General features: G+C 31.5%; 15 protein-coding genes, 1 pseudogene and 1 riboswitch. Of the genes and pseudogenes, 3 read left to right on the top strand and 13 right to left on the bottom strand.

The window, feature by feature from the left end:
* Positions 1 to 79: 79 nt before the first annotated feature.
* The 5 genes from BN2746_RS03930 to BN2746_RS03910 all read right to left on the bottom strand — a co-directional run bounded on the left by BN2746_RS03930 (position 80) and on the right by BN2746_RS03910 (position 2964).
* Entirely contained in the window at positions 80 to 964 is an 885-nt protein-coding gene (locus tag BN2746_RS03930; protein WP_082420200.1) for a YitT family protein, read from the bottom strand.
* Positions 965 to 1047: 83 nt separating this feature from the next.
* On the bottom strand, positions 1048 to 2019 hold the full coding sequence (gene folP / locus BN2746_RS03925) for a dihydropteroate synthase (RefSeq protein WP_231718319.1): 972 nt from the start codon (positions 2017 to 2019) through the stop codon (positions 1048 to 1050).
* Positions 2020 to 2151: 132 nt separating this feature from the next.
* Complete coding sequence (locus BN2746_RS03920; protein WP_055078552.1) at positions 2152 to 2418, bottom strand: Txe/YoeB family addiction module toxin; 267 nt, start codon at positions 2416 to 2418, stop codon at positions 2152 to 2154.
* Positions 2418 to 2657, bottom strand: a complete 240-nt coding sequence (locus BN2746_RS03915) for a type II toxin-antitoxin system Phd/YefM family antitoxin (protein WP_055078551.1) — start codon at positions 2655 to 2657, stop codon at positions 2418 to 2420. The genes BN2746_RS03920 and BN2746_RS03915 overlap by 1 nt, the downstream gene beginning before the upstream one ends.
* A 64-nt stretch (positions 2658 to 2721) precedes the next feature.
* Positions 2722 to 2964, bottom strand: coding sequence for a hypothetical protein (locus BN2746_RS03910; protein ID WP_055078550.1), 243 nt, complete (start codon positions 2962 to 2964; stop codon positions 2722 to 2724).
* Positions 2965 to 3112: 148 nt separating this feature from the next.
* Positions 3113 to 3205, top strand: a riboswitch (THF riboswitch).
* Positions 3206 to 3286: 81 nt separating this feature from the next.
* Between BN2746_RS03910 and folE the strand changes: the two genes are divergently transcribed.
* From folE to folK, 3 genes are read left to right on the top strand one after another with little or no spacing between them, the layout of a single operon-like run.
* Positions 3287 to 3841 (top strand): GTP cyclohydrolase I FolE, encoded by a 555-nt coding sequence (gene folE, locus BN2746_RS03905; RefSeq protein ID WP_055078549.1) that lies wholly within the window; start codon positions 3287 to 3289, stop codon positions 3839 to 3841.
* 1 nt (position 3842) lies between these two features.
* A complete protein-coding gene (locus BN2746_RS03900; RefSeq protein WP_055078548.1) occupies positions 3843 to 4319 on the top strand; it encodes an HD domain-containing protein in 477 nt (158 codons plus the stop codon).
* 9 nt (positions 4320 to 4328) lie between these two features.
* A complete protein-coding gene (gene folK, locus BN2746_RS03895) occupies positions 4329 to 5135 on the top strand; it encodes a 2-amino-4-hydroxy-6-hydroxymethyldihydropteridine diphosphokinase (RefSeq protein WP_055078547.1) in 807 nt (268 codons plus the stop codon).
* Between the two features lie 47 nt (positions 5136 to 5182).
* On the opposite strand, the gene BN2746_RS03890 is transcribed toward folK, so the two are convergent.
* The 8 genes and pseudogenes from BN2746_RS03890 to BN2746_RS03860 form a co-directional block, all read right to left on the bottom strand.
* The gene (locus BN2746_RS03890) at positions 5183 to 7663 is read right to left on the bottom strand and encodes an FtsX-like permease family protein (RefSeq protein ID WP_055078546.1); all 2481 of its coding nucleotides are present in this window, start codon (positions 7661 to 7663) and stop codon (positions 5183 to 5185) included.
* Positions 7647 to 8322: pseudogene (locus tag BN2746_RS03885) on the bottom strand (ABC transporter ATP-binding protein). Before BN2746_RS03885 ends, BN2746_RS03890 begins: the two are co-directional and overlap by 17 nt.
* 88 nt (positions 8323 to 8410) lie before the next feature.
* Positions 8411 to 8722 carry a sensor histidine kinase gene (locus tag BN2746_RS09165; protein ID WP_231718318.1) on the bottom strand — a complete coding sequence of 104 codons (312 nt, stop codon included), beginning with the start codon at positions 8720 to 8722 and terminating at the stop codon, positions 8411 to 8413.
* Between the two features lie 42 nt (positions 8723 to 8764).
* Complete coding sequence (locus BN2746_RS09160) at positions 8765 to 9283, bottom strand: sensor histidine kinase (RefSeq protein WP_231718317.1); 519 nt, start codon at positions 9281 to 9283, stop codon at positions 8765 to 8767.
* On the bottom strand, positions 9271 to 9924 hold the full coding sequence (locus BN2746_RS03875) for a response regulator transcription factor (RefSeq protein ID WP_055078545.1): 654 nt from the start codon (positions 9922 to 9924) through the stop codon (positions 9271 to 9273). Before BN2746_RS03875 ends, BN2746_RS09160 begins: the two co-directional genes overlap by 13 nt.
* Positions 9925 to 10013: 89 nt before the next feature.
* A complete protein-coding gene (locus BN2746_RS03870; RefSeq protein WP_055078544.1) occupies positions 10014 to 12446 on the bottom strand; it encodes an ABC transporter permease in 2433 nt (810 codons plus the stop codon).
* Entirely contained in the window at positions 12439 to 13119 is a 681-nt protein-coding gene (locus tag BN2746_RS03865) for an ABC transporter ATP-binding protein (RefSeq protein ID WP_055078543.1), read from the bottom strand. Before BN2746_RS03865 ends, BN2746_RS03870 begins: the two co-directional genes overlap by 8 nt.
* 45 nt (positions 13120 to 13164) lie before the next feature.
* Positions 13165 to 14025, bottom strand: coding sequence for a sensor histidine kinase (locus tag BN2746_RS03860; RefSeq protein WP_055078542.1), 861 nt, complete (start codon positions 14023 to 14025; stop codon positions 13165 to 13167).

Genomic DNA, 14025 nt, shown 5'->3' with positions numbered 1-14025 from the left:
CCATTTTATTATAGCATAGATAAAGCAGGTATAAAATTTAATAAATGCCCAATAAAAAAACGGAAACTTTCATCTCCGTCTATCTTATAATACTTCTCCATCTCCAACCAAGTGTCTCTGAAGCTGACGCCGCAACTATAAAGGCAAGTGGGTCAAGATCTTTTATATATCTCTTTAAAATAATATAGTCCCTGTTTGATACGACAGTTTGAATAACATCCTTTTCAAGTCCAGTGTATGCGCCTACAGCTTTATATACGTTTGCTGAACGAGTTAGATTATCTGTAAGAAAGCTGCATACTTCTTTTGGTTTGGATGTATTTATAAAACATAGTTTTGAAGTGTTAAGTCCGTTTATAGTGTTGTCAATAATGGTTCCATTAAGTACAACTCCCACAAGTGAATAAAGAGCAATTTCTGTACCAAATTGATACCATGCAAACATAGTTATTGCAAAGTCAACTATTAAACATCCCTTACCTAAGTCAAGACCAAAATACTTGTTTAAAATCTTTGCAAATATGTCTGATCCCCCTGTAGAGCCATAGTTATTTAAAACCATTGCAACCCCTCTACCATACATAAGCACACATGCTACAAGTTGTATAAAAAGATTGTCAACTATCGGTTCATTAATAGGGAAAAATATATCCAGCGCCCATACCAACAAAGAAAGTCCAATCGATGCAACTATAGTACGCTTCCCAAAGGAAGGACCAAGGAAGATAAACCCAACAATAAATAAAACCACGTTTATAATCACAAGTAGTGGTCCTGTTGATATAGGAAATATCGAACTTAGTACTATTGCAAGCCCTGCTCCCCCACCTAAAGTTAGATTGTTAGGAGCCAAAAACAAATGTATTCCAAGTGCAATTAAAATAACTCCTATTGTCATATTTATGTATTCTTTTCTTCTTGCTTCTTTTTCAAGATTTGCTAAATCCTTTTTTTTAATCTTCATAGCCCTCTCCTTTCAGGTATATTTTAACATATATTTATATGGAGAACATCAAAATAAAAAAATCCACGGCAGAACCATGGAATTTATTTTTTATATGCTTCAAAGTTTATATCTTCAGTTTCTTCCGCCATCCTAACAGCGTCTGCAATGTCCGCTGCAATCTTATGTCTTGGAATAACATGTACCCTAAGGGCCTCTGCACCCATAAATGCTGCAATTGATGTTAGGGCAGCTGAGCCGTCGTCCCTATTTATAAAGCCTTCGTCAGTATTTGAGTCTACATTAAATCCACCCTCTTCAAGAATATTTACAATAAATCTCTTTCTTGATACTCCGATAAATGCAAAAATATTCCATTCATGAATGAATTTAAAATTTTTAATTAGCTCAAGATTTTCTCTCTTTGTAAGTCCAAATCCAATTCCTGGATCAAGCATGATTCTCTCTTTAGAAATATTATTTTTCTTTGCAACTTCCAAAGTCTTTTCAAAGTACATCTTGCATGAGTCAACTATTGATTCCCTCATTGCCCTTTCTTCTTCCTCTTTTGTGAACACACCGTCGCCACCAAACTTCATAAAGGCCTTTGATGACTTGTGCTCTGGTCTAAGGATAACTGGATTAAACATTGCAACAACTCCAACATCTGAGTCTCCAACAACACTACCCATGTTAGGGTCTCCAAGCATTCCTGTAATATCATTTATAATATCAACACCTGCATCTATGGCAGCCTTTGCAACTTCACTCTTCCATGTGTCAATGGAAATTAGTACATCAGTACGTTCCTTAAGTCCCTTTATTACAGGAACGACCCTGTCAATTTCGTCTTGCACATCAACCTTTGTAGCACCGGGCCTTGTAGACTCGCCACCAACATCTATCATAGTCGCACCTTGCTTTACAAGTTCAAGACCGTGTTCAATGGCCTTTTCAGTGTCAAACCACTTGCCACCATCAGAAAAAGAATCCGGAGTCACATTTACAATTCCACATAAAATAGTCTTGCCACCGGATTTTATAACTTTATCTCTATATTTAAATATTCTTTCCACCTTTATACCTCCCTTAGGAACTCTATGATAAAGATACATCAAATTTAGTAAAATGTAAAATAAAGAGTTATATTTAAAAGATTTTATTTGATTGCTAAAACAAAAAAAGAACTGTTTTACCAGCTCTCTTTTCTAAAACTCATAATGAGTCCACATACTAATTATTTTTATTATCTTTTCTTCTTCAAATACCTCATATACAAGTCTATGTTGTATATTGATTCTTCTTGAAATCAATCCTTTAAAATTTCCTTTTAACATTTCAAATGGCGGTGGATTCTTATATGGATCTTCTTGTATAACTTCTAAAAGAGATTGAACTCTATTCTTCAAGTTCTTCTCATTTTTTATTTTATCTCTATCCTTTTTTGCGGATTTAGTCATAACAAGCTTGTACATTACCACTCGAATTCTTCACATTCCTCTAACGGAGTGTTTTTACCTTCTATTAAAATGTCTGCCATTGTGCTGTTTTGAGCAAAAAATATTGATTCCAACATGTCCCTATAATCTTGTTCACTTAGCACTACTGCATTTCCATTCTTTGTACTTATATTAATCACATCTCCAAATTCTACAGCAGAGTTAATATATTCGAATGCATTTTTTCTAAAATTTGTAATATTAATGTAACTCATAGAATGCACCTCCAAGTACATTATAATGTACGTTTAGGTTTTTGTAAACTATTTTGTAACCTTATCACCTCATAAAAATTGAAATTGTAATGGCTTCAAGTACCAAAAATAATATTATGACACGTAAAGCTAATTCCTTAGCACCATGTGATGCAAGTTCATCGTAGATTAAGTAAGAACCAAAAGCACCTATGGATGTCAATTGAACCCATGTTGTGTTTCTGAACAGATAGAGTATTGCTAAAAAAGCAATTACAACGATTAATTTAACTGTGAAGCCTTTCTTTGCGCTCTTTACACCTTCCATAACATCCTCCTTGAATTTTTTATGTAAAATATTTCATAAAATATATACCCTGTTTAATAAATTTGTAACTCATGTTAAAAATTTTATTTTACGGGTATTATAATAATTAGAATACCATACCCCCTTTGTATGGTATAATTGAATACAGAATAGAGTAGGTAAGACGCGTTAAGTGTAAAGGGATAGGGAGTTGCCCTTTAACGAAAATTTTAAATTGCGGTGTCTTATCGCTTCCGCTAATATTATTATCATACTTGCGGAAGACCGGTACCTATTGGTACTGGTTAATTTTATTTGTAAAAACAAGAAAGAGGTATGTAGAATGGATAAAAAGAAAATTGAACAAGCAGTATCGATGATAATTGAAGCTGTAGGAGAAGACCCAAATAGAGAAGGACTTCTTGAAACCCCTCAAAGGGTGGCAAGAATGTATGAAGAAATTTTTTCAGGTATTGGAAAAGATGCTAAAGAACATCTTTCAAAGACCTTCGAATATGTTAATGACAATATTGTTGTGGTTAAAGACATTGAGTTCTTCTCAATGTGTGAACATCATTTTTTACCGGTGCATGGCAAGGCACATATCGCCTATGTACCAAATGGAAGAGTTGCCGGTCTTTCAAAACTTGCAAGAACAGTTGAAACCTATGCAAAGAGACCACAACTTCAAGAGAGATTAAATCTTCAAGTGGCTGAGGCTATGATGGATTATTTACAGGCAAAGGCTGTGCTTGTAGTTATTGAGGCTGAACATATGTGTATGACAATGCGTGGAGTAAAAAAACCCGGCTCTTACACAGTAACTTCAGTTGCCCTTGGAGAAATGGAAACAGATTTAGATCTTAGAAACGAAGCCTATAGATTGATTGAGATGTAATATGGAAAACACAAATATCATAATGTTTAATGAGGAGTATGTAAAACTTTTAAACGAGTTGGAGGAGTTTGAAAGAGAAAGACCATTTTGCAAACATGATCTTGCTCACTTTTTAGACGTGGCGAGGATATGTTACATTATGGTTTTGGAAGAAGGTCTTGATATATCAAAGGACTTAATTTATACAACTGCCCTTCTTCACGACATTGGAAGGGTTATGCAGTACCGATATGGAACGGACCATGATAAGGCCTCCGCCGATATTGCAGAAAAATTACTTCCTCTTACTTCGTTTAATGAAGAAGAAATAGAAATGATTCTGGACTGCATCAGAAAGCATAGAGAAAAACAAGAGAGCACTGCATTAAACGAAATTTTTTATAAGGCAGACAAGCTTTCACGAATTTGCTTTAGATGCCCAGCTTATGATATTTGCTATTGGTCTGAAGAGAAGAAAAATCACAGGATTACCTATTAGAGGAGAGTTATGGATACACTCAGAATAAAAGATTTAACAATTTTTGGTAAGCATGGCGTGTTTGAAGAAGAAAAAAATCTTGGACAAAAATTTGTGTTAGATTTGAAAATTTATTATAACATGACAAAGGCTGCCCGTGAAAATGACCTTGAGTCTTCAATTCACTATGGAGTCTTGGCAGAGGAGCTAACTGAAGAATTTAAAAGAGAGTCCTATGACCTTATTGAAGAGGCATGTTTAAAACTTGTGGAATTTATCTTCCATAAATATAAAATGGTAGAAAGAGTTGACCTGGAATTAAAAAAACCTTGGGCGCCGGTACATCTTCCACTGGATACAGTTTCAGTTGAAATATCACGAACAAAGAGAAGATACTACCTGTCCCTTGGCTCAAACATTGGTGACAAAGAAGAATATATGAATAGAGCCATAGAAGAACTGTCTAAATATTTTGAAATAATAAGACAGTCCAGTGACTATGTGACAAAGGCATGGGGAAAGACTGACCAAGATGACTTTTTAAACAAAGTGGTGGTGGTAGAGTCCTTTGAAGAGCCTTTAGACTTTTTAGATATTACTCAAAGAATAGAACTGGGACTAGGTAGAGAGCGTCACGAAAAGTGGGGACCAAGAACAATCGATATAGATATACTTTTCATTGACGACGAAATAATCTATAACGACAGACTAAAAGTTCCACATCCATATATAGAAGAAAGAAAATTTGTATTGGAACCACTAAATGAAATTGAACCCTTTTTGGTACATCCAGTTTTAAAAAAGAAAGTATTCCAGTTGTTAAATGAAATAGAATAGAAAATAGGCGATGGGTTTCATCGCCTTTTAAAATTGAATTTTATATATTATTCTAAACTTCTAATTCTATCAACCAGACTGTTTTTACTGTGTTTTTCATAGAACTTTCCAGTAAATATTATCCCGATAATTATATTTACAAAGTTTACAAGGATAAGTGGCATAATTACAAATTTATATGAAGTCCACTTAGTCTGTTCCATGAAATCAATCAAAATAAATTTATCTACAAGAAGCATAATGATGAAAGAAAATACTAAGCCACATAAAGAATAAATCAAATTCTTTTTCACCAAATATTTTTTTATATTTTTCTTTGTCATTCCAATTGCTTCAAGGATTGACAAGTTCACCATGTTTTTCAAGATTTCAGTAGCAATAACATTAATAAAGTTCAGCACAGAAATTAAGAACAATACTATAGATAAGCTATAGCCAGCAAATTCTATTAAATTTTTGAATTCCGTTGTAGATTTAATCTGAAGGTCTCTTGAATCGTAGGAAAATTCTGGCTCATTTTCAAAAGTTTTTAATAACTTATCAAAATTTTCCTTTTCACTATCCGCCACATCAAATCCATAGGACATTATACTTTTATTTCCTGTGAGCTCTTTATACTCATTCGGATTCATATAAATATATTCCAAGTTTAAAGTAGGACTTGATTCGTCGTTTATATCTTCCTTAATTACAGGAAAGTATCTAAATCCATTTGAAAAATTATATTCAATCTTGCCCATCACTTGGACTTCTTTTACCTTGCTATTTACATTAATCTTTATTTTATCGCCAGGTTTAAATGCAGATTTTTTATCTTCATATTCTCCTATGATAACATAATTTCCTGTTTGCCATTTTTCTTTATCAAACTCTCCATCAATAAATTTTTGTTTGTTTATCAGAAAATCATCCATTCCAAATAGAAACGGCGCGAATTTTTTGTCCTCTATTTTAATATCTGGATAATAGTATTCATATCCATAGGAATATAAGGCGCCTCCACCTATAAATCCCTTTTGATTTTCTATTTTATCAATAAATTCTTTGTCAATTTCGTCATCAATTCCTGAGTACATGTATCTAAAATATTTTGGGCTTGCTATATTATAATCCGTTGCAATTACATCAGATATCCCCTTTTCTAAATCAATATTACCAGTATAAGTTAAAACACTGTTCAAAATAACAGCATATAGGCTAATGGAAAGAACTATGGATATAAATCTAAATTTATTGGAAAATACTTGTCTTCTTGACAGCTTGCCTAAAGAAATATTATCACTTTTATATTTCTTTTTTATCGTGGTTTCGTTGTATCTGCTGGCATCTATTGGAGAAACTTTTGCTGCATATCTTGCAGGTCTCATCACTGATAGAAATACTGTAAGCAAAGTAAAGGCTGTGGAAAATAAAATAATTAAGATTATTACTGCAGGCGATAATTTTACATTCGTCAACATCTCATTACTTACAAATATTTTATTTAAAATAATTTTTCCTATAGAAATTCCTACTATATCTCCAACTATTATTGATGGAAGGGAGGCTGCTAAAGACTCAAGATGAACAAGTTTTTTGATTTGTGGCTTTGTCATTCCAATTGTTTTTAAAAGCCCCAGTAGTTTAATATCTTCATTTACGGATATCTTGAAAATATTGTTTATTATTAAGTATCCTGCGACCATTACCAAAATCAAGAAAGCTAAGTAAGGTAGAAATTCATTAAAATCAAAACTACTATCACCAGATAAAAGATAGGCAAAGTTAACACCAATCCTTATTTCCTTGTCGGATAAATTTCCAGGCTCATCTACCACTTTATAGCCCTTTCTCTCTGCAATTTTTAAAAGATTATCCCTTATCATAAAGGAATTCTTTAACATTACCTCCAAGTCTTTATTATTTTCTGGAAGGGATAATTTATCTACATAAGCTTTTGATAAATAAATTTGACCTACACCCACATTGGAGTCAATAGGATTTTGAAAAGTTCCAGAAATAATAAATTTATCACTTTTCTTTTCGATAATTTCTCCAATGTAAGGTTTTTCAATATTGTAGGGAATTTCTATTTTTTCTCCAATTTCACCCTTACAACCTAATTTTTTAGCAGTTGATATATCTATAAAAACTTCGTTTTCTTTTTCTGGAAACTTTCCCTTAACTTTTTCTATTAGAGACCATTCAAATCCTTTTTTATCCATATAAGATAGTTCCGCAGTCACTTTTTCATCATCAAGTATTCCAACTTTCTCTATTATTGAAAATTCCTTTATGTCTTTATCCTTAGATAAAATATTTATGTCTTTGTCAGAGAGTTCTTTAAAAGAACCATGGCTGATTGATCCAATAGTTTTCATCGTTTGAGTTTCCATGCTTTTCCCTAAACCTAAGGCTACGGAAAACAGACTTGTAAATAGTATAGAAGTCAAAGCAATTGCACCTAAGAGAATATTTCTTCTATTTTTATTCGCATTTAAAATATTTTTTGCAAGATGCCTTATATAAGCTTTATTTTTGACTTTCATTATTCCACCAACTTCCCATCTTCAATTCGAATCACTTTATTCGCAGCTTGAGCTACAGCATCATCGTGAGTAATCATAAGAATAGTATTTCCAAGCTCTTTATTAATCTTTTTTAATAAGTAAACAACTTGCGAAGATGATTTTGAGTCCAAATTACCTGTAGGTTCATCGGCTAAAATTAAAGAAGGTTTGGTAACCAAGGCTCTTGCTATGGCAACTCTTTGTTGCTGTCCACCAGATAATTCGTTTGGCATTTTATTTTTTTGATCGCTTATCTCAAGTATGTCTATTACAGAATCAACATATTTTTTATCTACCTTGTCCCCATCAAGACCAAAGGGAATAATTATATTCTCATACACATTTAGCATGGGCAAAAGGTTATATGCTTGAAAGACAAAACCAATATTTCTTCTCCTGAAAATAGTTCTCTCATCATCTTTTAAAGCATAAATGTCCGTATCATCAATAAAAACTTTCCCGCTTGTAGGATAATCAAGTCCCCCTAATAAATGTAATAGAGTCGATTTACCAGAACCGCTTGCTCCAATTATAGAAATAAATTCTCCTTTTTTCACATCAAAAGAAACTCCATCAAGAGCCCTTACTTCCACGTCATTTGTTTTATAATATCTTTTTAAATTTTCCACTTTTAACATCTCTATCACCTCTTGCCTAAAAGAATACCAAACTCATCTTACAAACAACTTACAATACTTCTTACAGTTTTGTAAGAAAAAAGACTTCTCACAATGGGAAGTCTACTGAAAATTTTATTCTATTTTTGTCCAAAGACGCTTTTATATTTCCGCCATGTTTTTCTATAATTTCTCTGGCTATATATAGACCTAAACCCAAACCGTCCTTGGAAACTGAATTTTTTCCTCTATAAAATCTTTCAAATATCTTTGGCAAAGTTTCTTCTAATAAGTCTTTGCACTCATTTTCTATGTCTATATTATAGTTTAGGTAAGATTTATAAACAGATATATTTATAGTTGAATCGTCTGGTGAATATTTAATCGCATTTTCTATTAAATTATGAATTGCTTCTTTCATCCATCTTTCATCTAAATTGAAAATGCAATCCTCTTTTTTAAATTAAATATTTATATTTTTATTTAATAGTGGTTCTTTAAATTCTCTTAACACATCATCTACCAACTCTCTTAAATTAGCTTTATTTTTTTGCAAAACAATGATATCTGATTCAAGCCTGGAAGATTTTACCAGGTTATCAATTAAAAATTTAAGTTTGTCCAATTCATATTTTATAATATCTATATATTCTTCTTTTGGATCTTCTTCTAATAAACTAATGTAGAGAGAAAGATTTGTAATTGGTGTCTTGGTTTGATGGGATATATCTGCTATTAAATCCTTAGTTTTATTCTTTTCCAAATTTAATTTAGATTCCTTAACTTGATTAGCATATAAAAATTTCACAAGTTTTGATTTTATTTTAGATAATTCCTTTTCATCAAATTCTGTAATTTCTAAATTTCCATCCAAAGCCTTATCAATATACTCTGAGAGTTCACTCATTTCACTTCTCAAGACAATATATTTATATAAAATAATTCCAATTATAAGAGCTAAAAGACCTATTAAAATTGCCATTTATAACCAACTCCAAACACAGTTTCAATTGGATCATAGGGCTTTAGTTTATTTCTGATTCTTGAAATATTTACACTAAGAGTGTTGTTATCTATAAATTCATCATCAATTCCCCAAACTAAATCAAATAGTGTTTCTTTTGTTAAAACCTGCCCTTTGTTTTTTATCAATACATATAAAATTTTAATTTCTGTTCTCGTCAAATCAAAATTAACACCATCGACTGAAAACTTATTCTCACTAAAATTGAAATCAATTCCATCTCTTTTATAAGTAGTTAAATCATCAGAGTTGATTTTCTCAAATGCCCTCTTTATCTTAGCCTCTAAAATACCCAAAGAAAAAGGTTTAGTTAAGTAGTCATCCGCACCTAATTCAATTGCTGAAATAATATAGGCTTCTAAATCTATAGCAGAAAGAACTATTATAGGTATTGTTGAAATTTCCCTCGTGTATTTTATTATTTCAAGTCCATCTCCATCTGGAAGATTCATATCAAGTAAAATTAAATCAGAATCATTAATATGTTTTTTTGACTCGCTTATAGAAAATGTAGAAATCACTCCATAGTTTTTTTCTAATGCTATAGATAATCCCTTATTAAGATGTTTATCATCTTCTATTATTAAAATATTTTTCACTTACTTAGTCTCCTTTTCTATAGCTACTAATAGTATACCATTATCTCTTATACTAAAAATAGCCCTTTTCACGGGCTATTTTACTTAGTTTAAATTGTCCTAATCAAATCTATAGTCGGTCTATCTAAGATCCTCTTTAGGGAGAAATGATATATCAATAAATTTATTCCATAGACCACTATGGAAAATCCAAGGAAGCTTTTGTAGTCATAATATTTTATTAAAGTACTCATCCTTAAATCAGAAGCGATTAATGATATTACAAACATAACTCCTAAGCTCACCATAATAGAAATTATAAAGGATTTTACCTGTTCTTCAATAAATTCCTTTTGATAGATGTTCTTTAACTCATCTACATCCATTCCACAAGAGTAAAGGCTGGCGATTTCTTTTTTTCTGCTCATGAGACTTAAATTAATGGATGAGTAGCCGTTAGTGATATTTAATACAAAAATGATCGATGCAATTCCTATTACAATTTTTATTAGACTTTTCAAATCATTATATTCATTTTTTGTGGTTTCCTCACCTGTTGTGATATTAAATCTATCTTCAGGTGAAATTTGTTCTCTAATCATGGCCTCTACATATTCTTTTACATCTTTGGTGTCAGAATCTTTTATCTTCATATTTAATTTATAAGCATAGTTTGTGTGTTTTTCATCACCTGCTTCTTCCATAAGTTTAAAATAAGTGTCAAAATCTGTATAAACTTTTACATCAAAAGGCATTGTTCTCGACTTATATTTTCCCAAATCTGTTATTGTCTTTGAAATTTCAATCGTCTTCTTATAATCATTTATGTTGATATCTAAAGTCTGTGGGTTTTCAAAATAGGATATTCTCTTTGCCTTAGCTATTGGAATAGAAGAATCTTCTTGAATTGTATTGTAGAGAATAAATTCGCCCTTCTTTCCTCCAAGTTCTCTTAAGTCTTTTTCTTCCAAGGCGATGATAAATCCAGCCATACCCTCTGACTTATATTTTTTAATATTCTTTCTCGCTTCCTCATCTAAGCCAGCTGCCTTTGCTTCTTTTGAGAATTCGTTATTGTTTTCAACTTGAACATACTTGTCTTTTGAAATATAAGACTTCTCATTAGAAATTCTATCTACAATTTCTTTTAATATTTTTGGGACTTGGTTATTTTTGCTAAAATAGTCCACAGAAAAATTATAGCCATCATCGTAATGATAAAAATCTCTGTAGTAACTTCCGATGCCTATGATGATTATAAACATTGAGATAATTATTATCCCTATTGCAGAAATATATCTCTGTGATTTTATTGAAGCCAAGTTGTTGAGTTTTAATTCCTTCCAAAAATCTTTGGCTCTTTTCTTCTTTGATTTTGAAAAATCTATATTTCCTCTTATGCCGTCTATAATGTTTATTTTAGAAATCTTTTTCGCAGGGGATTTAATGGCTATTGCCACAATAATAAAAGAAACTAAAATTATTGCCAAACTTAATAAGGGATTAAACTTTACTAGATTAAATTCACTTAATTGTTTGTCTATTTGAATGTATTTGTACAGATAATATATAGAGAAAAAGCCTACAAGATGTCCTAAAAGTATTGGAATTCCAGATGTAAGAAGTCCTTCCTTTAGGAGCAGCAGATAGATTTGTCCATTGGTAGATCCTATAGATTTGTAAATGGACAGCTCTCGAATCTTACTTAGCCCCCAAACCCAAAAGATGTTTTTTATAAAAAACACAAAGATTGCTATACATCCAAGGACTGATAAAACAAGAACGGCCTTGCTCGTTATGTTTTGTAAGGGGTCGTTTTCTACTCCGTAATAATTTATAAGACTCTCGGAGAATTCTAAATGAACATCTTTACCAAGTGTATTATTTATTTCATTTTGTATCTTATCTCTATTTTTATAAGCTTCTTCAAATGAATGAAATTTTACAAAGGTTCTAAAAGTGGTCATTTTATCTTGTAGCCCCAAGGCAAAACTTAGTTTACTGTACTTGTTATAAACATCTCCATAAACACCGACTAAAGTAAAACTCTTAGAACCTTTGCTCTCAAATTTTTCCCTGCCAGTATTTGCACTTGTAGGGCCTATCTCTTCCCCATCTAAAAATCTTTTGCCTAAATCAAGTTCTACACGATCGCCTATTTTAAGTTCATTTTCCTTTACAAGACTTTCAGATAGTATAATTTCGTCTTCCTTTTCAGCAAATCTACCATCAATAAGTCTTGAATACTCTCTCATTTTATTGATTGCTTCGTCTTGGTAGTTGACAACGACTAAATCGTCGCCAAGCTTTCCGTTGTCAGGATTAAGGGACATTTTCCCAACCAAGTCTATATCTTCAATGGATTTTAACTTTTCAACATCTTCATTTGAAAGTTCTTCTTTAATCTCCCCATGATAAAAGCTTGAAGCCATATAATTACCATATTTGGATGTCAAGCTTCTATATCCAAAATAAAAAATAATGGTGAAAAATAGACTTACAATAAATAAGGAAATGAAAATAGGAAAATTCTTTTTATTCATTTCTTTCATCTCCTACAATTTTTCCATCTACTATTGTGATAATGCGTTTTGTTTGTAAGGCCATTTCTTCATCATGAGTTATAAGTATGATGGTTTGTTTTAATGTCTTATTAAAGTATTTGAAAATTTCAATTATTTCCTTCGAATTTTTCCTGTCCAAATTACCCGTCGGCTCATCTGCAAGAATAATTGAAGGTCTATAAATCAAACTCCTTGCAATGGCAACCCTCTGTTGTTGTCCTCCAGATAGTTCACTTGGAAAAGAGTCTAATTTGTCCTCAATACCTAATTTTTTTACAATGTCATCAAATAATTCTGTCTCAATTTTATTTTTATCCAATTTAAGAGGAAGTTCTATATTATGTCTGACTGTTAAATTTGGAATCAAGTTATAGAACTGATAGATTAGTCCAACTTTTCTCCTTCTAAAATATGCCAATTCCTTTGAAGTATAATTTGAAATATCATTACCATCTATATAAACTTTCCCATCATTTGGGTTGTCCACTCCTCCAATGATATGTAAAAGCGTTGACTTCCCAGATCCGCTTGGTCCAACAATAGCGACAAATTCTCCTCTTTCAATTTCAAGGTTGACACCGTCTAAGGCAATGACCTTAGAATTACCCTCGCCATATTCTTTTCTTAATTTTTCTACTTTTAATATCTCCATAATAACCTCCCTGTCTAAGGTCATCATATAAAACCAATGTGATTATTAAGTGACATTATAGAATTTTATTTCAAAAACTGCCCCGTCATCTACGTTCTTAACAACTATTTCTCCATTATTCTTTTCAACAATTGTCTTTGCCATGGCAAGTCCAATTCCAAATCCATTTGAGTCGGGAGTTTTGTAAAATCTTTTAAATATCTTTTTTATATTTTCTTTTTCTATTCCTCCTCCATTATCTTCAATTGTAATCGAAGTGTAGAGTGGATTTTTGTATGAATTAATAATAATCTTGTCACAAGCTGGTCTATTTGAAGCATTTTTCAAAATATTTATTATAGCTTCACAGATCCAATAAAAATCTCCCTCAATATATTTTTCTTTTAAACTGTTATCCACTACTACATCTATACCGCTTTTTACGTTTAGAGTGTCAAGTGCATACATTAAAACTTCATTCAAGTTCACAGACTCTTTTTTCATCATATTCTTATTTGCATCTAAATTTGAAAGCTTAAGTAGTATATCGGAAAGAGAGTTTAATCTAATTGTTTGTCTTTTCAAAATTTCTACATCTTCGTTATCTGGGTAGTCCATCTCCAAATTTTCTATGGAAAAAAGCATAGATGTGATGGGAGTTTTGATTTGATGGGCGATATCTTCCAAGTATTCGATTTGCTTTTCGCTATTTTTAGTGCTTTTCTCTTTGGCTTCTACTATTTCTGTAAATAGCTTGTAAATTTTATCTTCTAAAATTGAAAAATCATCTTGCTTCATAGGAATTTTATAATTTTGATTTTTCATATTTTCTATCAGATCTATAAGTTCATTTATTCTATTTTTCTTTCTTTTTTCCAAGAAATAATAAAGTAGTCCCAGACTTATTATCCAAAATACATATAGCAT

The organism is Lagierella massiliensis, assembly GCF_001407835.1.
GTDB lineage: Bacteria > Bacillota > Clostridia > Tissierellales > Peptoniphilaceae > Mediannikoviicoccus > Mediannikoviicoccus massiliensis.
Note: the sequence above shows the minus strand (reverse complement) of the source record. Positions and strands in the feature narration are given on the sequence as shown.

Excerpts from the sequence above, each read along its gene's own strand:
- BN2746_RS09160 (WP_231718317.1), bottom strand. The coding sequence starts at position 9,283 with ATGGCAATTTTAATAGGTCTTTTAGCTCTTATAATTGGAATTATTTTA.
- BN2746_RS03870 (WP_055078544.1), bottom strand. The coding sequence starts at position 12,446 with ATGAATAAAAAGAATTTTCCTATTTTCATTTCCTTATTTATTGTAAGT.
- BN2746_RS09165 (WP_231718318.1), bottom strand. The coding sequence starts at position 8,722 with ATGAAAGAAGCAATTCATAATTTAATAGAAAATGCGATTAAATATTCA.
- folE (WP_055078549.1), top strand. The coding sequence starts at position 3,287 with ATGGATAAAAAGAAAATTGAACAAGCAGTATCGATGATAATTGAAGCT.
- BN2746_RS03930 (WP_082420200.1), bottom strand. The coding sequence starts at position 964 with ATGAAGATTAAAAAAAAGGATTTAGCAAATCTTGAAAAAGAAGCAAGA.
- BN2746_RS03860 (WP_055078542.1), bottom strand. The coding sequence starts at position 14,025 with ATGCTATATGTATTTTGGATAATAAGTCTGGGACTACTTTATTATTTC.
- BN2746_RS03920 (WP_055078552.1), bottom strand. The coding sequence starts at position 2,418 with ATGTACAAGCTTGTTATGACTAAATCCGCAAAAAAGGATAGAGATAAA.
- folK (WP_055078547.1), top strand. The coding sequence starts at position 4,329 with ATGGATACACTCAGAATAAAAGATTTAACAATTTTTGGTAAGCATGGC.
- BN2746_RS03865 (WP_055078543.1), bottom strand. The coding sequence starts at position 13,119 with ATGGAGATATTAAAAGTAGAAAAATTAAGAAAAGAATATGGCGAGGGT.
- BN2746_RS03900 (WP_055078548.1), top strand. The coding sequence starts at position 3,843 with ATGGAAAACACAAATATCATAATGTTTAATGAGGAGTATGTAAAACTT.
- BN2746_RS03890 (WP_055078546.1), bottom strand. The coding sequence starts at position 7,663 with ATGAAAGTCAAAAATAAAGCTTATATAAGGCATCTTGCAAAAAATATT.
- BN2746_RS03910 (WP_055078550.1), bottom strand. The coding sequence starts at position 2,964 with ATGGAAGGTGTAAAGAGCGCAAAGAAAGGCTTCACAGTTAAATTAATC.
- BN2746_RS03915 (WP_055078551.1), bottom strand. The coding sequence starts at position 2,657 with ATGAGTTACATTAATATTACAAATTTTAGAAAAAATGCATTCGAATAT.